We start from the raw sequence: 25,286 nt of genomic DNA, 5'->3' as shown, positions 1-25,286 counted from the left end.
TGGCCTTGCTGGCTGATCACCGGGGAATAACCGGACAACGGCTGAGCGGGGTTGACCATCCAGGCCGAATCGTTGGAGTTCTGCACATAATCGCGGCGCAGCAGCTGCGGGAGCTTGTCGGCGGCATAAATACCCTTTTGCACCGCGCTGGAATCGCTGCCCCAGGCACATTCGCTGCGGCTGCCATCCAGCACGATCAGCTGCAATCCGGCCCTGGGATCGCTGCACCGGGCCAGCTTGTCGGCGTCGACGTTCGGCACCACCGACACGTTCATGTAGAGGCTTTGCCCCTGGTCGTCCACCGCCAGGGTATTGACCCAGGGAATGCCCTGGATTTTATGGACAGCGTCCTGCAAATCCTTGAGGGTGACGGCCTTGTTCATGGCGTACCACTGGGCCAGCACGCGATCGTTTTCCAGGTTCGCATCACGCAGGCTGTAGGCGAACTGGTTGTCCCAGTCCAGCCGGCCGGGCCATTGCACGATCGGGCCGAACTGCGAGCCATAGACCACGCGAGAAACCGTCTGTACCTGGCCGTCGGGCTGCCTGATGTCCACCGCGACCGTCTGCTGGCTCATCGGCACGGATTTGCCATCGAGCAGGTAGCGGGTCGGATCCTTCGGGTCGAGCTGCAGCCGGTACAGGGTGAAATGCTTGGAACTGTCGACGGTGTGGGTCCAGGCCAGGTGCTGGCTGAAACCGATGTTGATCATCGGCAGGCCTGGCAGCGCCGCGCCCATGACGTCCAGCTTGCCGGGGATGGTCAGGTGCATCTGGTAGAAACGCATGCCGCCTACCCACGGAAAATGCGGATTCGCCAGCAGCATCCCGCGACCATTGAACGAGCGCTCGCTGCCAATGGCCAGGGCATTGCTGCCGCGTTCCAGGGCAAAACGCTGCTGCCGGGTCGCGGCGGCGGCGAAACCGGCGACCGGGGCGTCCGCGCGTGCCGTCGCCTGGGGCGGTTGTGCGCCAGCCAGGGCTTCGGCGAACTGGCCGACGCCGCCTTCCACCAACAACCGACGGGTCAATTTGACCAGGTCCAGCGCGGTGATCGGCCGCACCCAATCGCTGGCGCATTGCTCGGGCAGGCCCTTGGCCTTGCGCTCGGCCAACGCGCGGTTGTAGCCCGCCGCATAACCTTCGACCAGTTGTTGCACTTGAGGCGGCTGGGCCTGCCAGAAACCGGAGACCGCTTGCGGCGTGTTGAGCCAGCTGAAAAACAGATCGCTGACGCGGTTCTGCCGCTGCTCGACCGTAACCTGCTCGGGCCCGAAATAACGCGAGCGCTGGGCATTGACCGTGACGATCTCATTGGCCAGCAGGCACAAATTATCCTGGGCGTAGGCATACCCGATGCCATAACCCAGCCCACGCTCGTCCTGAGCCCGGATATGTGGCACGCCAAAACGGGTGCGACGGATCTCGGCACTGGCCTGTTGCCCATCGTCCTGTGCACTGACCACGGGGCTGAGCCCGAGGGCGATCCCCAGAAAAGCACCTGCAAGGCCAACCCTCGATAACTGCCCGGACATTCTCACGTTCACTCCTGATGAAAACTGCAGAAACCAGGACGGCTACCGGTGCGCCAGTAGACAGCACTCGGCCCGCCTGGGAAATCACACACCGTGTGCTGAACCGGAATGTGCCTACCTTGAAAACGAACCGGATGAAAAAAAATTAATGGCTGGATACCGCTTGAACACGGGGGTTTGACGAAGCAGGGGCAATTTTTTCACATCGCCACCCTCATGATTGCGCGCCCTCGTTCGTCCTATAACAGGAGAGTATTCGTGACCTTTTCTGATCTGGCTGGTAAGGAGTTTCTGCATGCGTAACGCGCAACTGCCCATGGAGGGCAAGCCAAGGCCGACCGGCGTCTCGCTGAGCGCCACCCACCGTGAATTCGAGAGGCCGCCAGAGCGCGGCGGCAATGACCACATCAGGCGCCTGCTCAAGAGCTTCGGGCTGAGGACCAGCCTGATTCGCCTCAAAGTCATCGACGCGTTGCTCAAGGCCGCCCACGAAAACCGCTGCCTGGGCGTGCGTGGTGTGCACAGCCAGTTACTGGGGCTGGACATTCCGTTGTCCTTTCTCAGCGTACGCGAGGTGTTGAAGCGCCTGTGCAGCGAGGGCGTCGTGACCCTCAACCCCGATAAAAGCTATCGCCTGCACCCCAGCGCGATGGCCGTGCTCGAGGCCGAGGAATGAAGGCGGCGCTCAGGGCTTGACCTTGCGCCGCATCACACCGTTGATCACCACCACGATGACCGCCACGGCAATGGCGATGTATTGAAACAGCTGCTCGCTGATCATGCCCTTGCCCTGCATCCAGGACAGCCCGAGCATGATTGCCAGGACGACGAGGACGATCAGAATCGAGTATTTCAAACGTTGCGAATGAGTCATTGCCAATTTCCTGAATGTATCCGTTCTGTATCCGAAGGCTTGCCGATCCATACCTCATCTACCGGAATGACGACTCACCAACGGGGCCCCATGGTACAGCCGAAGGCGCGTCTTCGTGCAATCCGCTCGTTTTATTCCTTGGCTACCGACACCTAAAGCTGCGTCCCGCCAGGCCGATATATACAGAACTGCCCATTCGCCAGTTCCAGAAAATCGCCTTCGTGCAAGGACTCCTCGTATGCCCTCACTCCGAACGATCCAGGCTCGCTATACCCTGTTTCTGGTTATTTTCATGCTGGTGTTGTCCCTCCTGACCGTGGTGGGCATCAGTTACCTGGTCGCGCCCAAGCTGCGCCAGACGGAAGAGCAAGTGGCACTTAACCGCATCGCCGAGGTTGCCGAGCAGATCCAGGGCGAACTGAACAAGGTACAGGCGCAGCAACGCAGCATTACCCAGACCATCCCGCTGCTCGACAGCGATGCCATCGACAAAGTGTTGCCGGGGCTGGTGGACCAGTACGGCGAGCTGAAAGTCTTCGGCGGTGGGATCTGGCCCTTGCCCAACCAGCGGGCCGAGGGACGCAGTAAATTCAGCACGTTCTGGCACCGCGATGCGTCCGGCAAACTGGTGGTAAATACCTTCTGGAACAGTGACGCCGCGCCCAACTATTACGAACAACCCTGGCACAAGGGCGGCATGGCTACCCCTCCGGGCAAATGCGCCTGGGCCGCGGCCTATAAAGACGACGCCAGTGCCGAACCACGCACCAACTGCGCCATGGCCATCCAGAAAAACGGCGTGCCTTACGGCGTTTCCACCATTGATGTGACCCTGGGCTTCTTCAATGAGCTGGTGGCACGCAAGGAAGCCGACCTGAGCGCCGAGATGCTGATCGTCGAAGCCGACGGCAAGATCATCAGCAACAGTTCGCGCATCAGCGGTCCGATCGTGCTGAAGAACATCAGTGAACTGGCGACCACCTCGCCATTCGCCGCCCAGGTCAAGGCGGGCCTGGCCAAGCGCGATCAGCCGCTGCAACGTGTGGAGTTCGACAACAAGGGCGAGGCCAGCACCTTCTTCATGCGCCCTATCGAAGGTTCGCCGTGGTTCCTTGCCACCGCATTGCCGACTCGCCTGATCACGGCCCAGCGCGATGATGTACTGAGCACGCTGAGCCTGCTGCAGATCCCGATGGTGATCCTGCTGGTCTTGATGCAGCTGTACGCGATCCGCCAATTAACCAATCGCATGAAAGTCCTCAAAGGCAACATCGACGCCTTGTCCACCGGCGATGCCGACCTGACCCGACGCATCACCATCCGGGCCGAGGATGAATTGGGAGCGATCGGTCACTCGGTCAACCGCTTCATCGCTTACCTGCAAGATATGATCGGTGAAGTCACCCAGGCCACTGGCGCCATGGCGTCGAGCCTGGGCGATCTGCAGCGGACCTCGGCCCACACCAGCGAAATCCTGATGCGCCACGCCTCGGAAACCGACCAGACCGTGACCGCCATCACCCAGATGAGCTCCACGGCTGAAAGCGTCGCCCAAAACGCGGCCGAGACTGCGGCGTTCACTCAACGCGCCAACGAGCATGCCGATCGCTCCCGCGTGGTGGTCGGTGAGGCCTCCAACAGTGTGGTGGCCTTGATCGATGAAGTGGCCAGCGCCACCCACAAGGTCGAGAGCATGCAACAGGACGCTCAGCGCATCACCGAGATCCTGGGTGTGATCGGCGCCATCGCCGGGCAGACCAACCTGCTGGCGCTCAACGCCGCCATTGAAGCCGCCCGGGCTGGCGAGCAAGGCCGTGGTTTTGCCGTGGTGGCCGACGAAGTCCGCGCCCTCGCCGCCCGCACCCAGGCCAGCACCTCGGAAATCAACGAAATGCTGACCCGCCTGACCCAAGGCGTGAGTTCGTCGGTCTCGGCCATGGAAAACACCCAGGCCAGCTGCCAGTCGGCCGCCGACGCGACCTCGCGCGTCAACTCGGGCCTGGACGAAATGGCCGGCTCGGTCAGCCAGATCAACAGCCTGAGCACCCAGATCGCCACGGCCGCCGAGCAACAAAGCGCGGTGACCGAAGAGATCAATCGCAGCATGGTGCAAATCCGCCACATGGTGGAGGAACTGGTGGAAAGTGGCCTGGCCAGCGAAACCAACACCCGGCAACTGCTGGACGCCAACACACGGGTGAATGCGATCATGGGGCGGTTCAAGGTTCGCTAAAACCTCACCCTCCCCCTGTGGGAGTTGAGTTTCTGTGGGAGTTGAGCTTGCTCGCGATGCAGGCGACTCGGGGTCAAATTGCTACCGAGGCGCTGCTATCGCGGGCAAGCCTTGCTCCCACAGAGCATTTCCCCCACAAAGCCTCGCTCCCACAGGACTGTATTCGCCCTCTCAACCTGACAATTCTGTAATCCCCGCCTCAGCCCCCTGTCAGCTCGTGCTCGCTACTCTGTTATCCTTGCGCCAAACCGTTCGACACGAGACCTCCTTCATGGCCAATCCCCTGCACCTGCTCGCCTTGAGCGCCCTGTTCATGACCACCCTGGCCCAGGCCGCCGAACCGGTCACCATCGATGTGCACCGTGACGCCAGTTGCGGCTGCTGCAAAAAGTGGATCTCGCATTTGCAAGAAAACGGCTTCAAGGTCAACGACCATGTCGAAGCCGACATGAGTTCGGTCAAGCAACGCCTCGGCGTGGCGCCAAACCTGCGCTCCTGCCACACCGCCGAAATCAACGGCAAATTCGTCGAGGGCCATGTCCCGGCCGATCAGGTACTGGCGCTGAGCAAGCGCGATGACTTGCTCGGTGTGGCCGCACCGGGCATGCCCATGGGCTCGCCCGGCATGGAAATGGACGGCATGAGCGACGCTTATCAAGTGATCGGCCTGAAAAAAGACGGGACCCAAACCGTAGTGGCGGATTACCCGGCCCACTGATGGGCCAAGCCTATATCGGCTTGTTCCTGGCGGCATTTGGCGCGGCGACCTTGCTGCCGCTGCAATCGGAGGCCTTGCTGGTCGGCCTGTTGCTCAGCGAGCGCCACGTTGTCTGGCTGTTGCTGGGGGTCGCCACGCTCGGCAACGTCCTGGGTTCGCTGGTGAACTGGTGGCTGGGCACGCGCCTGGAACACTTCAAGGACCGGCGCTGGTTTCCGGTCAGCCCGACACACCTGGACAAGGCTCGCGTGCATTACCAGCGCTTCGGCCGCTGGTCGCTGCTGCTCAGTTGGTTGCCGATCATCGGCGATCCGTTGACCCTGGTGGCCGGGGTAATGGGCGAGCCATGGCGCCGCTTCCTGCTGATCGTGACCGTTGCCAAAGGTTTGCGCTATGGCGTCCTCGCCCTGGCCACGCTGGGCTGGATGGGTTGAACATTCGGGCCGTTCGGTTGCCTGTGGTTAATGTCGCCATAATCGGGTCGCGCCAGGATCGGCCGCGGCCACAAGGAGATTGACCATGTCCCGAACCCCCACGCGCTGGTTACCCAGCCTCTTGCTCAGCGCCGCCCTGCCCCTGCTCGCCCAGGCCGCCAGCCCGCCGGAAGGCCCGGCCTACGGCGCCCAGTTGGAGGGCTTCGAATACCCCTATACCCTCAAGCACTTCGCCTTCCAGTCCCAGGGCCAATCGTTGCAGATGGGCTATATGGACGTGCCGGCCCAAGGCAAGGTCAATGGCCGCACCGTGGTGCTGATGCACGGCAAGAATTTCTGCGCCGCCACCTGGGGCGATTCGATCAAGGTGCTGAGCGAAGCCGGCTACCGGGTCATCGCCGCGGACCAGGTCGGCTTCTGCACATCGAGCAAACCTGAGCATTACCAGTACAGCTTCCAGCAACTGGCGACCAACACCCAGGCCTTGCTCAAGACCCTCGGCGTACAGAAAGCCATCGTCCTCGGCCATTCCACCGGCGGCATGCTCGCCACTCGGTACGCCTTGCAGTTTCCCGATCAGGTCGAGCGCCTGGCGATGGTCAACCCCATTGGCCTGGAAGACTGGAAAGCCTTGGGCGTGCCCTACCGCACCGTGGACCAATGGTACGCCCGTGAGCTGAAAGTCACCGCCGAGGGCATTCGCAATTACGAGCGCACGACCTATTACGCCGGCCGCTGGAAACCTGAGTTCGACCGCTGGGTGGACATGCTCGCCGGCTTGAACAAAGGCCCGGGCCATACACAAGTGGCGTGGAACTCGGCGCTGATCTACGACATGATCTTCACCCAGCCGGTCTATTACGAATTCAAGGACCTGACCGTACCCACCCTGTTGTTGATCGGTACCTCCGACACCACCGCCATCGGCAGCGACATCGCGCCGCCGGCGGTAAAGGCCAGACTGGGCCACTACGAGGTATTGGGCAAGCAGACCGCCGGGCTGATTCCCCGCTCGACCCTGGTGGAGTTCCCCAATCTGGGGCATGCCCCGCAGATGGAAGAGCCGGATCGGTTCCACAAGGCCCTGCTGGGCTGGCTGGACAAACCTATTCCCTGACGAGGTGTTCCATGGCGGTGCAAATAGCAGTCATAGACGATTGGCAAGATGTGGCACGCGGTGTGGTGGATTGGTCGGTGCTCGAAGGCGTCGGCCAAGTGACCTTTCTCCACGACTATCCCGCCGACCGCGACACCCTCGCCGAACGCTTGCAGCGCTTCGAGGTGATCTGCGTGATGCGTGAACGCACCGTGTTCGACGAAGGCCTGCTGCGCCGCCTGCCCAATCTCAAGCTGCTGCTCACCGGCGGCATGCGCAATGCCGCCCTGGACCTGAAGGCCGCCGCCGAGCTGGGCATCCAGGTGTGCGGCACCGACAGCTACAAGCACGCCGCGCCCGAACTGACCTGGGCGCTGATCATGGCCCTGGCCCGCAACCTGGTGCAGGAAGCCAATGCCTTGCGCGCCGGTCTGTGGCAACAAGGCCTGGGCGGCGACCTGCACGGCAAGACGCTGGCGATCCTCGGCCTGGGCAGCATCGGTACACGGGTGGCGCAGTTCGGCCAGGTGTTCGGCATGCGGGTCATCGCCTGGAGCCAGAACCTCAGCGCCGAACGGGCCGCCGAAGTGGGCGTGACCTACGTCAGCAAGCAGGCGTTGTTCGAACAGGCCGACATTCTCTCGATCCACCTGGTGCTCGGCGAACGCACCCGCGGCCTGGTGGATGCCCAGGCGCTGGGCTGGATGAAACCCGAGGCGCTGCTGGTCAACACCTCCCGCGGGCCGATCGTCGATGAAGCCGCCCTGATCGACGCCCTCCAGCACCGGCGCCTGGCCGGTGCCGCCCTGGACGTCTTCGCCCAGGAGCCCTTGCCTCTGGCCCATCCATTCCGCACCCTGGAGAACGTGCTGGCCACGCCTCATGTGGGTTATGTCAGCCGACAGAATTACCAGCAGTTCTATTCCCTGATGATCGAAGACCTGCTGGCCTGGGCGGCGGGCCAGCCGATTCGGTTGCTGACGCCGCCGGGCTGAACCGGAGGAGCATCCCCACTTTTTCTGTGGGAGCGAGCTTGCTCGCGATAGCGGAGGATCAGTTGCAGGTTTGTGCCTGACACACCTCTATCACGAGCTCGCTCCCACAGGAAACAGCGTGCTTCCAAGGATGCTATTAGCCATCAAAACGCCTCTATCTCGCCCGCCCTCCAATGGTGCATCGCGCCATTCCATCGCGCACGCCAATGAACCAACGCCCTCCCCTTACACTTTTTTCTTTGCAGGAAACTGCACTTCGTCGGTGCGTATTCCCCTTCGTCGTGTAAGACATTGCCGCTAAAAAACGTGATTGTCGGACAATGCGACGAACCGAGGCGCACCGCTCTAGGATATGACCTAGACTGCCTAACCGGGGGGAAAACCGACCGGTCATCCAGACGAAAAAAAGTCGAAACTTTTCGCAACGGCGACAGGTCAGGTTAGAGGTAGGGCAACAGCGACTGGTGCAGTCCTTGCACTGGTCATTGCAACAGCTCCTTCAGCTGATTCGCTTCGCCGCGTTTGGGTAGCCGTCGCTTTCCTTGCGTAGCGCTTGTGCGCCTGGCCGCAGGATTTGGCCAATGAAACAACAGCTCTGGCGCTTGCCGGAAACAGATCGAGAAAATGGGAGATATTTATGATCAGTGCTGCCTTGGAACCACAACAAGTCCGTTCTCAATTACCGCCGGCGGCCGAATCGCCGACGGCTCCGGTGCTGGCCACCGGCGGCAAGGCACTGCTCCCCGTCGTTCGACAGAATCCCAATCGCAAGAAAGTCTTGTTCGTCACCTCGGAAATCGCCGACCTGGTCAAGACCGGCGGCCTGGGCGATGTGTCCTCGGCACTGCCCCGGGCCATGGCCGGGCTGCATGATGTCCGGGTGCTGATCCCTGGCTATCCGCAAGTGATGAACAGCGGCAATCCGATCCACATCGTCGGCGAACTGGGCGGCCACGCAGCACTGCCGCCCTGCAAGATCGGGCGCATGGACATGGCCGACGGCCTGGTGATCTACGTACTCATCTGCCCGGAACTGTTTGCCCGCGAAGGTTCTCCCTACGGTGCCAACAACGGTCGCGACTGGCCGGACAACCACATTCGCTTCGCCCGCCTGGGCCTGGCCGCCGCCGACATCGCCGCCAACCTGGCACAGATCCACTGGTGCCCGGACCTGGTCCACGCCCACGACTGGCCAGCAGGACTGGCGCCGGCCTACATGCACTGGCGCGGGCAACGCACCCCGACCCTGTTCACCATCCACAACCTGGCGTACCAGGGCGTGGTCAGCCTGGCATCCTGCCCGGAACTGGGCATCCCCGAGCACGCCCTGCAACAGGAAGGCATGGAGTTCTACGGCAAACTGTCGTTCCTCAAGGCCGGGATGGCCTACTCCAGCCACATCACCACAGTCAGCGCCACCTACGCCCAGGAGATCACCACCCCGGCGTTTGGTTGCGGACTCGACGGTTTCCTGGCTGCCAAGACCCAACAAGGCTTGCTCAGCGGCATCCCCAACGGCATCGATGAAAGCTGGGACTCGGCCACCGACACCCACCTGTTCCGTCAGTTCGCCATGGGCGACTGGGAAGGCAAGGCCGTCAACGCCAGCCATGTGCGTGAACTGTTTGGCCTCGACGACTCCCCTGGCCCGCTGTTCGCCGTGGTGTCGCGCCTGGTCTACCAGAAAGGCCTGGACCTGACCGAAGCGGTCGCCGAGTTCATCGTCGAATCTGGCGGCCAGATCGCCATCATCGGCCGCGGCGAACCGGAGGAAGAACAGGCCATGCGCGAACTGGCACTGCGCTTCCCCGGCCGCATCGGCGTGCGTATCGGCTTCAACGAAACCGATGCGCGGCGGATGTTCGCCGGCAGCGATTTCCTGCTGATGCCCTCGCGCTACGAGCCCTGCGGCTTGAGCCAGATGTACGCCCAACGTTTCGGCTCGCTGCCGGTGGCGCGCAATACCGGAGGCCTGGCGGACACCATCGAAGATGGCGTCACCGGTTTCCTGTTCGATGAGTCCACCGTGGAGAGCTACAAGCAGGCCTTGAGCCGGGCCTTCAAGGTCTTCGAGTTCCCCGACCTGCTCAACGCCATGCGCTGCCGGGCCATGTCGGCACCGTTCAACTGGTGCCAGGCCGTGGAACCCTACGCCGAACTCTACGAACAGCTGGTGGCGAAGTCACTGGGAAAATCGGCCAGACAATGAGGTAACAATGACGTCAAGGACGCCTGAGACATGGACCCACGGGGCGGTCATGCTGGATGACGAGCACGCCCGCTTCACCCTCTGGGCCCCGGATGCCTTTTTTGTCAGTGTCGAACTCGACACTGGAGATTCGATACCGCTACTGCCCCAAGCCGACGGCTGGTTCATGATCCAGACCCGTTGCCCCGCCGGCACCCGCTACCGCTACAACATCGATGGCGAGCTGGAGGTGCCGGACCCGGCCTCCCGCGCCCAGGCCGGCGACATCGACCGTCACAGCGTGGTGGTCGACCCCCATGCCTACCCCTGGCGACACACCCAATGGTGTGGCCGTCCCTGGCACGAAGCCGTGATCTACGAATTGCACGTGGGCGCCCTGGGCGGTTTCAACGGTGTCGAACAGCATTTGGCCCGCCTGGCCGGGCTGGGCGTCACCGCCATCGAGCTGATGCCGCTGGCGCAGTTTCCCGGCGATCGCAACTGGGGCTACGACGGGGTCTTGCCCTACGCGCCCCAAGCCTCCTACGGCACGCCTGAACAGCTCAAGCATCTGATCGACAGCGCCCACGGCCATGGGCTGTCCGTCATCCTGGATGTGGTCTACAACCACTTCGGCCCCGATGGCAACTACCTGCACCGCTATGCCAAGAGTTTCTTCCGCGAAGACAAGCACACGCCCTGGGGCGCGGCGATCGATTTCCGCCGCCGGGAAGTGCGGGACTTCTTCATCGACAATGCGCTCATGTGGCTGCTGGAATACCGCTTCGACGGCCTGCGCCTCGACGCAGTACACGCCATCGAAGCTCCGGACTTTCTCCAGGAACTGGCGGCCAGGGTGCGCGAACAGGTGGACCCGGCCCGGCATGTCTGGCTGACCGTGGAAAACGAACACAACCAGGCCAGCCTGCTGGAACAGGGCTACGACGCCCAGTGGAACGACGATGGCCACAATGCCTTGCACGTACTGCTGACAGGCGAGACCGACGCCTACTACGCCGACTATGCCGAGCAGCCGACGGAACAACTGGCACGTTGCCTGAGCCAGGGTTTCGTCTTCCAGGGCCACACCAATCGCCACGGCGAATCCCGGGGCGAACCCAGCGGTCACCTGCCACCGAGCGCATTCGTGCTGTTCCTGCAGAACCATGACCAGGTCGGCAACCGTGCCCTGGGCGAACGCCTGCATCAGCTCGCCCCGTCCCAGGCCTTGCAAGCGGCGACAGTCTTGTTGCTGTTGTCACCGATGATCCCGCTGCTGTTCATGGGCGATGAGGTGGCCGCCGAACAACCGTTCCTGTTCTTTACCAGTCATCACGGCGAACTGGCAGAACTCGTGCGCGAAGGCCGACGGAACGAGTTCAAGGCGTTCAGTGCCTTTGCCGATCCGCAGAAACGCGAGCGGATTCCCGACCCCAACGCGGCCAGCACCTTCGAGGTTTCACGTCCAAGCCTGGAATCGCAACGCGTGGAGCAGCAGGCCAGCGAGGCGCTGTATCGCCAACTGCTGAAAATCCGCCGTGAAGAGATCGTCCCGCGCCTGCCCGGTGCCCAGGCTCTGGGGGCCGATGTGCTGGGCCATGGCGCTGTCAGCGCACGCTGGCGACTGGGCGATGGCAGTGTGTTGCGCATCGACCTGAACCTTGGCGACCAGCCTGTCGCACACCCTGCCCCGGAAGAGGCACGCATTCTTTTCGAACATCCGCAGCAGGTCGTGGGTCTGTTGCAACAGGGCGTCCTTGCGCCCTACAGCGCGCTGGTCAGTCTGACGCAGGCGACAACCTTGCCCAACATCACTGGAGAGCGCCTATGAGCGATGCGCAACTGGAAATCCTCGCCAGCCGAGCGGGCCTGGCGGTGGATTGGATCGATGCCAATGGCCGGGCCCAGAAAGTCTCGCCGGCGGTCTTGCGTTCGGTCCTCACGGGCCTGGGCCATCCAGCCGGCAGCGCCCAGGAAATCGATGCCAGCCTGCTGCAGCTGCAGGAAGATCAACAGAACCATAAACTGCCACCGCTGATCACCGCCGATGTCGGGGCCAGCCTGGACTTGAGCCGCTACTTCGAGGCCGGGATACCCTGCGAAATCAAACTTGAAGACGGCGCGACGCTGAATCTGAACCTCGATGCCGACGGCAAGCTGCCGGGCATGGTCCCGGTGGGTTATCAGCATGTCAGCATCCGGGACCAGCATTTCACCCTGGCCGTGGCGCCCGCCCGCTGCTACAGCGTGGCCGATGCGGTGGACGACCCGACGCCCCGGGCCTGGGGCCTGAGCGCGCAGCTGTATGCCTTGCGACGCCCCGGTGACGGCGGCTTCGGTGATACCCAAGCCCTGGAAGAGCTGGCTCGGGTGGCTGGCGAGCGCGGTGCCGAGGCCATTGCCATCAGCCCGATGCACGCGATGTTCAGCAGCGACACCGGGCGCTACAGCCCTTACTCGCCGTCCAGCCGACTGTTCCTCAACAGCCTGTATGCCGCCCCCGGCACCATCCTCGGCGAACGCGCCCTGCGCACCGCCATCGACGCCACCGGCTTGACCAACCAACTGCGCAACCTGGAAGAGCAGCCGCTGATCGATTGGCCAGTCGCCGCCCAGGCCAAGCAGAAAATCCTCCGCGCCCTGTACGACGGGTTCAGCCAGGGCGCGCATCCGCTGCATGAAGACTTCAGCAGTTTCCGCCACACCAGCGGCGAAGCCCTGGAAAACCATTGCCGCTTCGAGGCCTTGCAGGCCGAACGCGCCGCCCGTGGCGAAAGCCTCGACTGGCGGCAGTGGCCGGAAGAATGGCGCGATCCGCGCAGCGCGGTCCTGGCCCATTTCGCCGAAGAAAATGCCGACGAAATCGGTTTCTACGCCTTTTGCCAATGGTTGATCGCCCGTTGCCTGGAACGCGCCCAGAGCGCAGCCAAATCCAGCGGCATGGGCATCGGCCTGATCGCCGACCTGGCGGTAGGTGCCGATGGCGCTGGCAGCCAGGCCTGGAGCCGGCAGGACGAACTGCTCGCCTCGTTGACCGTAGGCGCACCGCCGGACATTCTCAATCGCTCCGGCCAAGGCTGGGGCATTTCGGCGTTTTCCCCGGAAGGCCTGGTGCGCAACGGCTTTCGCGCCTTCATTGAAATGCTGCGGGCCAACTTTGCCCACGCCGGTGGCTTGCGCATCGATCATGTCATGGGCTTGCAACGGCTCTGGGTGATTCCCAACGACGCCCCACCCAGCGACGGTGCCTACCTGTATTACCCGGTGGACGACCTGTTGCGCCTGCTGGCGCTGGAATCCCATCGGCACCAGGCCATCGTGCTGGGCGAAGACCTCGGTACCGTGCCGGATGGCTTGCGGGACAAACTCAGCGCCCGCTCGATCCTCGGCATGCGCGTGCTGCTGTTCGAACAGGACAACACCCATTTCAAACCCATCCTCGACTGGCCGGACAACGCCCTCGCCACCACCAGCACCCATGACTTGCCAACGCTCAACGGCTGGTGGCACGGTCACGACATCGACTGGAACGCCCGGCTGGACCTGATCGACTCCCACACCGAAATGGACTGGCGCAAGCACCGCGAGCGCGAACGCGAAGGCCTGCGCCATGCGCTGAATCAGGATCCGCAGAATTTTCGCGAAGAACACCGCGAGACCGACCAGGTACTGGATGCCAGCGTGCGTTTCCTCGGTCACACCCGCGCACCGCTGGTGTTGTTGCCGCTCGAAGATGCCCTGGGCATCGAGGAGCAGGCCAACCTGCCCGGCACCATCGACACCCATCCCAATTGGCGCCGTCGCCTGGCCCGGCAGAGCCAGGCGTTGCTGGATCACCCGGACGCCGCCCGGCGTCTGGAAATACTCGCCTGCGCCAGACTTCAGGCGAACGAGCGTGACCGATGAAACAGCCATTGATCCAACCTCTGCGGGCAACGTTGCGCCTGCAGTTCCATAAAGGCTTCACCCTGGACGATGCCATACCCCAGGTGCCGTACTTCGCTGCGCTGGGCATCAGCCACATTTATGCCTCTCCGCTGCTCAAGGCCCGGGCCGGCTCCATGCACGGCTACGACGTGGTCGATCCGACCCTGGTCAATCCCGAACTGGGTGGCGAAGCCGCGCTCAAGCGTCTGGTTGCAGCCTTGCGCGAGCACCGGATGGGCTTGATCCTCGACATCGTCTCCAATCACATGGCCGTCGGCGGCAATGACAATCCCTGGTGGCTGGATCTGCTGGAGTGGGGTCGACTCAGCCCGTACGGCGAGTTCTTCGACATCCAGTGGCATTCTCCCGACCCGCTGATGGAAGGCCAGTTGTTGCTGCCGTTCCTGGGCAGCGACTACGGCGTGGCCTTGCAGGAAGGCACCTTGCGACTGCGCTTCGATGCCACCCATGGCAGCTTCTACGTCGAACACTATGAACACCGCTTCCCGATTTGCCCGATGCACTACGGCGAGCTGCTCAAACCCACCGAAACCCTGCCCGTCGAACAGGCCGAATCGCTCAAGACCCTGGCTGAGCGCTTCACCACGCTGAATTACCAGACCGATGCCCACGCCCTCGCTCGTCCGCTGCAAACGGAGTTGCGGGACCTGGCGGCACACGCCGGCATCCTGGCCGCCATCGAGGCCAACCTGGCTGGCTACGACGCTACCCAGCCCCAGGGTTTCGAACGCCTGCATCAGCTACTGGAGCGCCAGAGCTACCGGCTCGCCAGCTGGCGCACCGCGGCGGACGACATCAATTGGCGGCGCTTTTTCGATGTCAATGAACTGGGCGGGCTGCGGGTCGAGCGTCCGGCGGTATTCGAAGCCACCCATGCCAAGATCTTCGAATTGATCGGCGAAGGGCTGGTGGATGGGCTGCGGATCGATCACATCGACGGTCTTGCCGACCCTCGTGGTTACTGCCGCAAATTGCGCCGACGCGTGAACTCGCTGTCGCCGAGCCGACACCTGCCGATTTTCGTCGAGAAGATCCTCGGCGATGGCGAGACGTTGCGGCGGGACTGGAACATCGACGGCAGTACCGGCTACGAGTTCATGAACCAGGTCTCGCTGTTGCAGCATGACCCGGCCGGTGCCGCCCCCCTTGCCGAATTCTGGAGCCGGCACAGTGAGCGGCCGGCGCACTTCATCGAAGAAGCCCGCCTGGCTCGCCAGCAGATACTCAATGGCTCCTTGGCCGGGGATTTCGAAAGCGTTGCCCAGGCCCTGCTGCAAGTGGCCCGGGACGATGTGATGACCCGCGACCTGACCCTGGGCGCGATTCGGCGGGCCTTGCAGGAATTGGTCGTGCATTTCCCGGTGTATCGCACCTACATCACGCCGTTGGGGCGCTCTGCTGAAGACCAGGTGTTTTTCAACCAGGCCCTGGAAGGCGCCCGGCAAACCCTCAGCGAAGCCGACTGGCCGGTGCTCGACTGCCTGGCGGGCTGGCTCGGTGGCATGCCTTGGCGACAACGCCCCCGCGGCAGCCAGCGCAAACGCCTGCGCCACGCCTGCGTACGCTTCCAGCAACTGACCTCGCCGGCCGCCGCCAAGGCCGTGGAGGACACCGCTCTCTATCGCTCGGCGGTGCTGCTGTCGCGCAATGACGTGGGCTATGACACCGAGCGTTTCAGCGCCCCGGCGCAGGCGTTCCACCAAGTGTGCGCCGAACGCCTCGAGCACTTTCCCGACAACCTGATGACCACCGCCACCCACGACCACAAGCGCGGCGAAGACACCCGCGCCAGGCTGGCCGTGCTCAGCGAGCGCGCCGACTGGTACGCCGCCTGCGTGGAACAATGGCGCATCCTCTCGCCTTCGCTGCACAGCGACCCGGCGGCGCCCTCGGCCGGTGATGAACTGATCCTGTACCAGGCGTTGCTAGGCAGTTGGCCGCTGGACCTCGACCTCCAGGACCACCAGGCGCTGGCCGCCTACAACGAGCGCCTGTGGCAATGGCAACGCAAGGCCCTGCGCGAAGCCAAGTTGCAAAGCAGCTGGGCGGCGGTCAACGACGCTTATGAGCAAGCCACCCAGATGTTCCTCGAACGCCTGCTGCTGGGCGATGAGGGGCTGCCCTTGCGCAACGCCATCGCCGAGGCGGTCCAGGCCGTCGCGCCGGCGGGCGCCCTCAACAGTCTGGCGCAAACTTTGCTGCGCATGACCGTACCCGGCGTACCGGACCTGTACCAAGGCAACGAGTTCTGGGACTTCAGTCTCGTGGACCCGGACAACCGTCGCCCGGTGGATTTCCAGGCACGCCGCGAAGCGATGCAGGCCGACAGCCCCCCAGCCGCGTTGGTACGCGATTGGCGTGACGGCCGGATCAAACAGGCATTGATCGCCCGGACACTGGCCGTGCGAGCCGAATATCCACAGCTATGGCGCCAGGGCCGCTACCAACCGCTGGACGTGCTCGGTGAGCAGGCCCATCGGGTATTGGCCTTCATGCGCGAGGACTCGCAACAACGGGCGATCATTGTGGTACCTGTCCATGCGGCGCACTTGCTGGAAAACAGTGCCGTGCCGCTGGTGGCTGCGTCGGATTGGGGCGATACCCGCGTATCGTTACCGTTCGCCGCCAAGGATGAAAAACTGAAGGGACTTTTTTCAAGCGCAACAGTCACACCCCAAAGGGAGCTGCTGATCAGCACCGCGCTGGGGGATTTCCCGGTCAATGTCTTTATCCAACCTTGAGTTGAATCAGGAGCACTGCGATGAGTACCGACGATAAACGCATTCGCGAATTCGCCTATCAGATCTGGGAGTCCGAAGGTAAGCCTGCCGGGCAGGAAAAACGCCACTGGGAGATGGCGCGCAAACTGGCTGAAGCCGAAGCCCTGGCACCCAGCAAGCCAGCCAAGGCCGCGAGTAAATCGACGACCAGCAAGACCGATGGCGCCAAGCCTGCTGCAACCAAGGCCACCACGGCCAAGACCGCCGCGAAAAGTACCACGCCCAAGGTCAAGCCGGCGGCCAAGCCTGCCGCAGCGATCGTGCCACCGGCGAGCAAGACTACCGACAAAAAGCCGCGTGCACCGCGCAAGCCGCCGGCGGTTTGATTCCTCCTATCGGTCTCCTCGTCAGGTGGGAGCAACGCTTGCTCGCGAAACAGGCGCCTCGATGTCCGGAGGAACGCATCGCTTTATCGCGGACAAGCCTTGCTCCCACAGAAAAGCAACTTTGTCCCACGTAACGGGATGAATCCCCTCGCCACAGGTGAAGGGTGATGCCATCCCTTTCAAGTGAACCGCATCGCTGTATCTGTCTGTTTTTTTGCAGGAGCAACTATGACCCGTCCAAACAAAACCACGCCGCCGCCCGTTATCGAGGCTTCGCGGATTCGTGAAGGGCTGCCTTTTCCACTGGGTGCAACCTGGGATGGCCTCGGGGTCAATTTCGCGCTGTTTTCAGCCAATGCCACCAAGGTCGAACTGTGCATTTTCGATGATGCCGGCGAAGTCGAACTCGAACGCATCGAGCTGCCGGAGTACACCGACGAGATTTACCACGGTTACCTGCCCGATGCCCACCCGGGATTGATCTATGGCTACCGGGTCTATGGCCCATATGACCCGGCGAACGGTCATCGTTTCAACCCGAACAAGCTGCTGATCGACCCCTACGCCAAGCAACTGGTCGGCCAATTGAAGTGGTCCGAAGCCCTGTTCGGCTACACCATCGGCCACCCCGACGGCGACCTCAGCTTCGATGAGCGCGACAGCGCCCCGTTCGTTCCCAAGTGCAAAGTCATCGACCCCGCGCACACCTGGGGCCACGACCATCGCGTCAGCGTGCCCTGGGACAAGACCATCCTGTATGAAACCCATGTGCGCGGCCTCACCATGCGTCACCCGTCGGTGCCCGAGAACCTGCGCGGTACGTTCGCCGGGCTGATGGTCGACGATGTGCTGGAGCATATCCGCAAGCTGGGTGTCTCTTCGGTGGAACTGCTGCCCATCCATGCCTTCGTCAATGACCAGCACTTGCTGCACAAAGGCATGACCAATTACTGGGGCTACAACAGCATTGCCTTCTTCGCGCCCGACCCGCGCTACCTGGCCAGCGGCAAGATCGCCGAGTTCAAGGAGATGGTCGCCCACCTGCACGAGGCCAACCTGGAAGTCATCCTCGACGTGGTCTACAACCACACCGCCGAGGGCAACGAACAGGGCCCCACCCTGTCCATGCGCGGCATCGATAACGCCTCCTACTACCGGCTGATGCCCGACGACAAACGCTACTACATCAACGACTCCGGAACCGGCAACACCTTGGACCTGAGCCATCCCTGCGTGCTGCAGATGGTCACCGACTCCCTGCGCTACTGGGCCACGGAAATGCACGTCGATGGCTTCCGCTTCGACCTGGCGACCATTCTCGGCCGTTACCATGACGGTTTCGACGAGCGCCACAGCTTCCTCGTCGCCTGCCGCCAGGATCCGGTGCTGCGCCAGGTAAAAATGATCGCCGAGCCTTGGGACTGTGGCCCCGGGGGCTACCAGGTGGGGCATTTCCCGCCAGGCTGGGTCGAGTGGAACGACAAGTTCCGCGACACGGTACGCGCCTTCTGGAAGGGTGATGACGGCCAACTCGCCGACTTTGCCAGCCGAATGACCGCCTCGGGCGAGATGTTCAACCAGCGTGGCCGGCGGCCGTATGCCTCGGTAAACTTCGTCACTGCCCACGACGGTTTCACCTTGCATGACCTGGTGTCGTACAACGACAAGCACAACGAAGCCAACGACGAGAACAATCAGGACGGCAGCAATAACAACCTGTCCTGGAACCATGGCGTCGAAGGCCCGACGGATGATCCGCAGATCAACGCGCTGCGCCATCGGCAGATGCGCAACTTCTTCGCCACCCTGCTGCTGGCCCAAGGCACGCCGATGATCGTCGCCGGCGACGAGTTTGCCCGTACCCAGCACGGCAACAACAATGCCTATTGCCAGGACAGCGAGATTGGCTGGGTCAACTGGGACCTGAGCGAGGATGGCGCGACGCTGCTCAAGTTCGTCAAGCGCCTGATCAAGTTGCGCCTGACCTACCCGATCCTGCGACGCGGACGCTTCCTGGTGGGTAATTACAACGAGGACATCGGCGTCAAGGACGTGACTTGGCTGGCCCCGGACGGCAGCGAAATGACCATCGAACAATGGCAGGACAGCCATGGTCGCTGCCTCGGCATGCTGATGGACGGCCGTGCCCAGGAAACCGGCATTCGGCGCAAGGGGGGCGATGCGACGCTGCTGCTGGTGGTCAACGCGCATCATGACATCGTCAACTTCCGCTTGCCGGAAGTCCCGGAGGGCAGTTTCTGGACCTGCATGGTCGACACCAACCAGCCGACCGTTCGTGGGCAGGAGCGCTTCGATTTCGATTCCGAATACTCTGTCACCGGGCGCTCGCTGCTGCTGTTCGAACTGCAACGCGAAGAAGAGGATTGAAATACCTGCTGTGAACAGCCATAAGGAACCGCAAGGACGCGGTTTTTTATTCCACACCGTCCAGTTTCAAGAAAAAAATGCAGCTCAGATGCACATGTCACGAGACGGATCGGCTGACATGGTCAATACTTCCCCCTGCGGTAGTCTCCAGGATTCGGAGCGCTGTGAATCGCAGTCATGCCCCATCGGTGCCATCGGACAGTAGGCACGGTGCATGGCTGAAAGATTGAACACATAACAAGGATGTCGCTTATGAAGCCCGCCTCTCGCCTGCCTGGCCGGCAGCACCCGCAAATCTGGAACAGTGCTGCGCAATTGGCCGATATTCCGATCATCAGTACCCAGACACTCATTCCCGCCGGCGCTCGCGCCGTCATCCTTGCCCCGCACCCGGGCGATGAGGTCGGCGCCTGTGGCGGATTGCTGCAATTGCTGAACAACCTGGACCAGCCCATGTTGCTGATCTCGGTCACCGATGGCGCCCTGGCCCACCCCGGCTCACCGCTGTGGAACGACGAACGCCTGCGTGTGCACCGCCCTCACCCCCAGGAAAGCGTCGACGCCCTGCATCGCCTGGGCATCGCCGCCCATGGCCTGCAATGGGTGCGCGGCGGTTTTCCGGAAAAAAACCTGGCCGAACACGAAACCGAACTGGCCACGTTTATTGCCCGTCACCTGCGCCCCGGTGACGTGGTGTTCAGCACCTGGCGCCAGGACGGCGACAGCGACCACGACACTGTCGGACGCGCTGGGGCCCTGGCCGCCGACAGGATCGGAGTGGCGTTCAACGAGCTGCCGGTGTGGGCCTGGCACTGGCCGGTCCGCGAGCAGAATAAAATCCCCTGGCACCGGGCCCGCAAACTGCGCCTCGACGTCTGGACCACCGCCCGCAAACGTCACGCCATGCACGCCTACGTCAGCCAACTCAGCGGCGAACCGGCGAGCGGCATCGCCCCGCTGTTGCCCAGGGTCATCCTTGACCGGATGGGCTTGCCCTATGAGATTGTCTTCATCTGAACGCCTGCCTGTAGGAACTGGACTTGTTCGCGATAGCGGCAGGCCAGGTTCGACGAACCCGGCAGGGACACGAAAAATCCGGAACTGCCGGCGCTTTGGATCAGTCGCATGAACAAGTACGTCTGATTCAGGAGTGAACGTGACTCAAGATCCCGATTGGCGAGCTGTCGAACCAATGCCATCGGACGCGCCTGCGGCGGTTCATCGGCTGCGGGTCCTGACGGTCAACACTCATAAGGGCTTCACCGCCCTCAACCGGCGCTTCATCCTGCCGGAATTGCGCGAAGCGGTGCGCAGTACCGGTGCCGATCTGGTGTTCCTGCAAGAAGTGCTCGGCGAACATGACCGCCACGCGTCACGCTACGACAACTGGCCCCAGACGTCCCAGTACGAATTCCTCGCCGACAGCATGTGGAGCGACTTCGCCTACGGCCGTAATGCGGTCTACCCCGATGGCCACCATGGCAACGCCTTGCTTTCCAAGTACCCGATCCGCCAGTTCCGCAATCTCGACGTGTCCATCACCGGCCCCGAGCGGCGCGGGTTGTTGCATTGCGTGCTGGATGTGCCAGGCCACGCCGCGGTCCACGGGATCTGCGTGCATTTGAGCCTGTTGGAAAGCCATCGCCAGTTACAGCTCAAGCTGCTCTGCCAATTGCTCGACTCGCTGCCTGCGGACGCCCCGGTGATCATTGCCGGTGACTTCAACGACTGGCAACTGCGCGGCAACCTCGCCCTCGCCCGTCGAGGTTACTTGCACGAAGCCTTCGAACACCACTTGGGCCGCCCCGCCAGGACCTATCCGGCCCGCTTCCCGCTGTTGCGCCTGGACCGCATCTACTTGCGCAACGCCAGCAGTCATTCCCCGCAAATACTGGGTAACAAACCCTGGACCCACCTGAGCGATCATCTGCCGCTTTCGGTGGAAGTGCATTTGTAGAGCAGGCCTTTCCTCAGGCTTTCTGCCCGTGGACCTGTAAGTTCTGACAGTAGCGACGCCCTTTATTCGTTGCTACGGTGCCATTCCATACAGCGAGCGTTGCCAGGCCCTGTGTGCCATCTGTTGTGCAACCGATGCTGAAACCGGTATCCATGGGGATGCCGATGCAGAGGGATAGCACATGATTCGGCACGATAAAGGATTCAATCGGCTGTTCAACGCCTTGTGGGTATCGGCTCCCTTCCTGTTACCCGCACCCGCCGCCATGGCAGCCTGCACGCTGGCGCCAACCGCCGGCAATGACACCTATGTCTGCGACAGCGGCACCAGCCCCGGGCTGACGGACCTTTCAGGCAACAACAGCCTGACCATGCCCGCCAACGGCAGCGGTGTCATTACCGGCGACGTCACGTTCGGCACCGGCGTCGACACCCTCGAGATCAACGCCAACGGCGTGATTGACGGTGATGTCGAGCAAGGCTCGGAAGCCGACTCTTTCGTCATGAACGGCGGCAGGATCCTCTCCCTGGCCCAAGGCGACGGCCTCGATCAATTCCTGATGACCGGTGGCACCATCGTCGATGCGTTCGAAGACGGCGACATCGCCAAGATGACGGGCGGTACCATCGGCCGGGTCGACATGAAGCTCGATGACAACGTTTTCGATATGTCCGGCGGCAATATCATCGGCAACCTGGTGACCGGTTTCGGCCAGGACACCATCATCCTCTCCGCGGGACGCATCGGCGGCAATGTCAGTGTCAGCGGCGGCAACGACAGCATTACCGTCAGCGGCGGCGAAATCCTCGGTGAGGTCCGGGCCAGTGCCGGCGATGACCAGTTTCAGTGGAGCGGCGGCCTCATTCACTCGGCCATCCTGATGGGTGACGGCAACGACACGGCGCTGTTGAGCAACCTCGATGAAGCCGGACTGAGCATCACCCCCAGCGTGAATGGCGGATTGGGCCAAGACATCCTGACCTTTGAAGGCAGCACCTCCAGCACCGGCGCCCGCTACCTCAATTGGGAAACGGTCAACCTCACCCAAGGCTCGCAACTGGAGCTTAACGACACGCTGACGTTGGGTGACAGTGCCACCGGCACCGGGACGTTCAACATCGAGAGCGGCAGCACGCTGACGGCGACCCAAGGCGTCATCGCCCCTTTTACTGCCGGTCAACTGGCGACGCTCAACAACGCCGGCACGATAGACCTTACCCAGGGCAATACTCGCACCAACGACACGCTTACCGTCCAAGGCAATTACGTCGGCAACAATGGCCAGTTGCATGTGCAAACGGCCGTCGGTGCCGATGGCTCCGCCAGCGACAAACTCGTGGTCAATGGCGGGACGCTCACCGGTAATACCGCCATCACGGTCACGAACCTGGGCGGCACGGGCGCACAGACGACCCAGGACGGCATCGAAGTGGTCCAGGCCCAGGGAGGCGCGGTCAGTAACATCGATGCCTTTTCCCTGGCGCAGTCCGTCTCGGCCGGCGCGTTCGATTACCGCCTGTTCAAAGGTGGCGTGAGCGGTAATCAAAACAACTGGTACCTGCGCTCCACCGTGGTCGCCGGACCGGTAGCGGCGCCCATCCCGACGGTGCCTCCCGCGCCGGGCGCGCCCCCCGTGCCGACGCTGCCGCCCTTGCCAACCGCAGTGCCCGGCGCGGCCCCCATCCCGTTGTATCGCCCGGAAGTGCCGACCTGGTCGGTACTGCCTCCGGCGGCGGCGCAATTGACGTTAATGGCCCTCGGTACGTTCCATGACCGTCAGGGTGACCAGCGCCTGCTCACGGAAACCGGCGCGTTCGGCGCGGGTTGGGGCCGGGTCTATGGCGTAGACCTGGATAAAACCTGGGCCGGTACGGTGACGCCGCAGTTCGATGGGTCGATCAAGGGGTTCCAGGTGGGCAACGACCTGTACAGCTCGCTTCTGTCCGGCGGCCAGACCCAGCGCATTGGCTTCTTCGTCGGGCACACGGAATTGAACGGCAATGTCAAAGGCTTCAACCTGGGTTTCGAAGGCCGGCGCGCCGGCAAGATAGAACTCGACGGCGACAGCTACGGGCTCTACTGGACGCTCACCGACCCCAACGGCGGCTACGTCGACGCCGTGGTGATGGGCACGCGATTGAACGGCGACAACCGTTCCGAGCGCGGCCTGAAAATCGACAATCGCGGGCACGCCTTGACCGCTTCGGCAGAGACCGGCTATCCCTTCAAGGTGACCACTGACTGGGACTTTGAACCCCAGGCCCAGATCATCTACCAAAAGGTCTCCCTGGATACGCAAAACGATGGGGTCTCCAAGGTCGAATTCGATTCCGACGGTGCCTGGACCGGCCGCCTCGGTGCGCGGCTCAAGGGCCGCTATCAGGTCAGCGGCATGCCTGTGGAACCGTACTTGCGCGCCAATCTCTGGCATACGTTTTCCGGCACCGACTCGGTGATATTCGACGACACCGAACGGGTCGAGACCCAGCAGCGCGCCTCCACCGGCGACCTCGGGATTGGCGTCAACGTGAGCCTGGCGCCCAGCGTCGCCCTGTACGCCGGCGCGAACTACAGCCAAAACCTCGACAGCAACCAGCAACACAGTGTCATGGGCAACGTCGGTTTTCGAATCAGTTGGTAGGCAGGGTCTACGACAGAGGCTTGACGCCCGAATATCCACCATAATAACCAATTGAAATCAGCGCTTTATTAGCGCTGATTTCAGCATGCCATTCATCGTTCATTTTCTTGACGCGCCGCCATCAGTCTTCTTGACTACACCATACTACCCCCGGAAATACAGTCAGGGGCAGGCCTCTGGAACCCGTCAAGACGGGCCGCCAGAGGCTTGCCCCAATCCATTCGGTCGCCCCTCATTCGGGGTAGGAGAGACGCCAGAAAAGCGAGAAACGCATGCGATTGCAAGGCAGGCCCCCATGAAAACTTCCCTCCGTCCACAAGAGTTCACCACCACTCTCCATACCGTCTCGACATCGTTGCTGCTGCTTTCATCCATGGAGGTCCAGGCCTGGCCTGCCGAGGAGACCGTGCAGCCCTGGTACGACCGAACATCATCCACCCACCTCGATACCGCACTTGTTGGAAGTGAACCTCCTTCCGGCAAAAGCCCCGCCCTGTTCACATTGCGCAACGGCGACGGTCATACCCAGCGCATGGGACTGATCAGTGGGCAACACCAGATCACTTCAACCGGCGGCGGCCTGCTGGTGATGCCCGCGCTGGCCGACCCGGACAAAGATGCCCTCAATCTGAAAGGTTCGAGCCTCGGCGCCTATTGGAGCCTGACCGGTCCCGCGGGCTGGCACGTCGACCTGAGTGCCAGCGGTGGCCGGGTCAATGGCTACAGCCGCACCGAACAAGGCCAGCGCCAGGCCACCGAAGGCCATGCGGTGACGCTGTCGGTCGAAGGTGGCTTCCCTATTGGCATCAGCACCCACTGGGTGGTCGAACCCCAGGCGCAACTGATCAATCAGCGCGTCACCCTCGATACGCCAAATGCCGAAAGCGGCTCCGGCGATGAATTGAGCAGTTGGAGCGGCCGCGTTGGTGCACGCCTCAAAGGTAACTACCAGGTCAACGGCCTCGGTGTGGAGCCTTACCTGCGAACCAACCTGTGGCACACCGTCCAGGACGCCAGCACGGTGTCCCTGGATAAGGTCGACAAGATCAGCAGCAGCCGAAAATCCTCCACCGTCGAAGTCGGCCTGGGCCTGGTGGCCCGGGTCACGCCGGCGGTCAGCCTGTATGTCAGCGCCGATTACAGCAGTGACGTCGACGACAACGATCTCAACGG

At 62.6% G+C, this 25,286-nt stretch carries 18 protein-coding genes; 16 read left to right on the top strand and 2 right to left on the bottom strand.

The window, feature by feature from the left end:
- Positions 1-1,535: penicillin acylase family protein (locus tag J4E53_RS21180; protein ID WP_207268182.1), on the bottom strand; the 1,535-nt coding region annotated here is incomplete at its 3' end.
- Between the two features lie 295 nt (positions 1,536-1,830).
- On the opposite strand from J4E53_RS21180, the gene J4E53_RS21175 reads away from it, so the two are divergent.
- The gene (locus tag J4E53_RS21175; protein WP_060742244.1) at positions 1,831-2,211 is read left to right on the top strand and encodes a hypothetical protein; all 381 of its coding nucleotides are present in this window, start codon (positions 1,831-1,833) and stop codon (positions 2,209-2,211) included.
- Between the two features lie 9 nt (positions 2,212-2,220).
- Here the strand turns inward: J4E53_RS21175 and J4E53_RS21170 are convergent, their stop codons facing one another.
- Positions 2,221-2,409, bottom strand: coding sequence for a hypothetical protein (locus J4E53_RS21170; protein WP_042731964.1), 189 nt, complete (start codon positions 2,407-2,409; stop codon positions 2,221-2,223).
- Positions 2,410-2,647: 238 nt separating this feature from the next.
- Here J4E53_RS21170 and J4E53_RS21165 point away from each other — a divergent pair, with 238 nt between their 5' ends.
- From J4E53_RS21165 to J4E53_RS21095, 15 genes are all read left to right on the top strand, one after another.
- Positions 2,648-4,642 carry a methyl-accepting chemotaxis protein gene (locus J4E53_RS21165; RefSeq protein WP_103309996.1) on the top strand — a complete coding sequence of 665 codons (1,995 nt, stop codon included), beginning with the start codon at positions 2,648-2,650 and terminating at the stop codon, positions 4,640-4,642.
- 271 nt (positions 4,643-4,913) lie between these two features.
- Complete coding sequence (locus J4E53_RS21160) at positions 4,914-5,360, top strand: DUF411 domain-containing protein (protein WP_103309997.1); 447 nt, start codon at positions 4,914-4,916, stop codon at positions 5,358-5,360.
- Positions 5,360-5,794, top strand: a complete 435-nt coding sequence (locus J4E53_RS21155; RefSeq protein ID WP_103309999.1) for a YqaA family protein — start codon at positions 5,360-5,362, stop codon at positions 5,792-5,794. The genes J4E53_RS21160 and J4E53_RS21155 overlap by 1 nt, the downstream gene beginning before the upstream one ends.
- An 85-nt stretch (positions 5,795-5,879) precedes the next feature.
- Positions 5,880-6,911 carry an alpha/beta fold hydrolase gene (locus J4E53_RS21150; RefSeq protein ID WP_103310000.1) on the top strand — a complete coding sequence of 344 codons (1,032 nt, stop codon included), beginning with the start codon at positions 5,880-5,882 and terminating at the stop codon, positions 6,909-6,911.
- A gap of 11 nt (positions 6,912-6,922) precedes the next feature.
- Positions 6,923-7,885 carry a D-2-hydroxyacid dehydrogenase family protein gene (locus J4E53_RS21145; protein ID WP_103310002.1) on the top strand — a complete coding sequence of 321 codons (963 nt, stop codon included), beginning with the start codon at positions 6,923-6,925 and terminating at the stop codon, positions 7,883-7,885.
- A gap of 637 nt (positions 7,886-8,522) precedes the next feature.
- Complete coding sequence (gene glgA, locus J4E53_RS21140; protein ID WP_103310003.1) at positions 8,523-10,094, top strand: glycogen synthase GlgA; 1,572 nt, start codon at positions 8,523-8,525, stop codon at positions 10,092-10,094.
- A 7-nt stretch (positions 10,095-10,101) separates the two neighbouring features.
- A complete protein-coding gene (treZ, locus tag J4E53_RS21135) occupies positions 10,102-11,904 on the top strand; it encodes a malto-oligosyltrehalose trehalohydrolase (protein ID WP_103310005.1) in 1,803 nt (600 codons plus the stop codon).
- A complete protein-coding gene (gene malQ / locus J4E53_RS21130; protein WP_103310006.1) occupies positions 11,901-13,979 on the top strand; it encodes a 4-alpha-glucanotransferase in 2,079 nt (692 codons plus the stop codon). Before treZ ends, malQ begins: the two co-directional genes overlap by 4 nt.
- Positions 13,976-16,762, top strand: coding sequence for a malto-oligosyltrehalose synthase (locus J4E53_RS21125; protein WP_103310008.1), 2,787 nt, complete (start codon positions 13,976-13,978; stop codon positions 16,760-16,762). Before malQ ends, J4E53_RS21125 begins: the two co-directional genes overlap by 4 nt.
- A gap of 20 nt (positions 16,763-16,782) precedes the next feature.
- Positions 16,783-17,127 carry a DUF2934 domain-containing protein gene (locus J4E53_RS21120; protein WP_060742234.1) on the top strand — a complete coding sequence of 115 codons (345 nt, stop codon included), beginning with the start codon at positions 16,783-16,785 and terminating at the stop codon, positions 17,125-17,127.
- 228 nt (positions 17,128-17,355) lie between these two features.
- Complete coding sequence (gene glgX, locus J4E53_RS21115; RefSeq protein WP_103310010.1) at positions 17,356-19,515, top strand: glycogen debranching protein GlgX; 2,160 nt, start codon at positions 17,356-17,358, stop codon at positions 19,513-19,515.
- A 252-nt stretch (positions 19,516-19,767) separates the two neighbouring features.
- Positions 19,768-20,532: a PIG-L deacetylase family protein gene (locus J4E53_RS21110; protein ID WP_060742232.1), complete on the top strand. Its 765-nt coding sequence runs from the start codon at positions 19,768-19,770 to the stop codon at positions 20,530-20,532.
- Positions 20,533-20,707: 175 nt separating this feature from the next.
- Positions 20,708-21,472 carry an endonuclease/exonuclease/phosphatase family protein gene (locus J4E53_RS21105; RefSeq protein ID WP_219734525.1) on the top strand — a complete coding sequence of 255 codons (765 nt, stop codon included), beginning with the start codon at positions 20,708-20,710 and terminating at the stop codon, positions 21,470-21,472.
- A gap of 181 nt (positions 21,473-21,653) precedes the next feature.
- Entirely contained in the window at positions 21,654-24,113 is a 2,460-nt protein-coding gene (locus J4E53_RS21100; protein ID WP_103310011.1) for an autotransporter outer membrane beta-barrel domain-containing protein, read from the top strand.
- Between the two features lie 295 nt (positions 24,114-24,408).
- Positions 24,409-25,286: autotransporter outer membrane beta-barrel domain-containing protein (locus J4E53_RS21095; protein ID WP_207268181.1), on the top strand; the 878-nt coding region annotated here is incomplete at its 3' end.

The sequence above is a fragment of the Pseudomonas sp. FW305-28 genome, assembly GCF_017351395.1.
GTDB lineage: Bacteria > Pseudomonadota > Gammaproteobacteria > Pseudomonadales > Pseudomonadaceae > Aquipseudomonas > Aquipseudomonas fluorescens_AA.
The sequence above is the reverse complement of the archived record's forward strand: the minus strand, read 5'-3'. Positions and strand labels throughout refer to the sequence as shown.

Coding starts and splice junctions, on each gene's coding strand:
- J4E53_RS21160 (WP_103309997.1), top strand. CDS start 4,914: ATGGCCAATCCCCTGCACCTGCTCGCCTTGAGCGCCCTGTTCATGACC.
- J4E53_RS21120 (WP_060742234.1), top strand. CDS start 16,783: ATGAGTACCGACGATAAACGCATTCGCGAATTCGCCTATCAGATCTGG.
- treZ (WP_103310005.1), top strand. CDS start 10,102: ATGACGTCAAGGACGCCTGAGACATGGACCCACGGGGCGGTCATGCTG.
- J4E53_RS21125 (WP_103310008.1), top strand. CDS start 13,976: ATGAAACAGCCATTGATCCAACCTCTGCGGGCAACGTTGCGCCTGCAG.
- J4E53_RS21165 (WP_103309996.1), top strand. CDS start 2,648: ATGCCCTCACTCCGAACGATCCAGGCTCGCTATACCCTGTTTCTGGTT.
- glgA (WP_103310003.1), top strand. CDS start 8,523: ATGATCAGTGCTGCCTTGGAACCACAACAAGTCCGTTCTCAATTACCG.
- J4E53_RS21105 (WP_219734525.1), top strand. CDS start 20,708: ATGCCATCGGACGCGCCTGCGGCGGTTCATCGGCTGCGGGTCCTGACG.
- J4E53_RS21100 (WP_103310011.1), top strand. CDS start 21,654: ATGATTCGGCACGATAAAGGATTCAATCGGCTGTTCAACGCCTTGTGG.
- J4E53_RS21150 (WP_103310000.1), top strand. CDS start 5,880: ATGTCCCGAACCCCCACGCGCTGGTTACCCAGCCTCTTGCTCAGCGCC.
- J4E53_RS21170 (WP_042731964.1), bottom strand. CDS start 2,409: ATGACTCATTCGCAACGTTTGAAATACTCGATTCTGATCGTCCTCGTC.
- J4E53_RS21175 (WP_060742244.1), top strand. CDS start 1,831: ATGCGTAACGCGCAACTGCCCATGGAGGGCAAGCCAAGGCCGACCGGC.
- glgX (WP_103310010.1), top strand. CDS start 17,356: ATGACCCGTCCAAACAAAACCACGCCGCCGCCCGTTATCGAGGCTTCG.
- J4E53_RS21155 (WP_103309999.1), top strand. CDS start 5,360: ATGGGCCAAGCCTATATCGGCTTGTTCCTGGCGGCATTTGGCGCGGCG.
- J4E53_RS21110 (WP_060742232.1), top strand. CDS start 19,768: ATGAAGCCCGCCTCTCGCCTGCCTGGCCGGCAGCACCCGCAAATCTGG.
- J4E53_RS21145 (WP_103310002.1), top strand. CDS start 6,923: ATGGCGGTGCAAATAGCAGTCATAGACGATTGGCAAGATGTGGCACGC.
- malQ (WP_103310006.1), top strand. CDS start 11,901: ATGAGCGATGCGCAACTGGAAATCCTCGCCAGCCGAGCGGGCCTGGCG.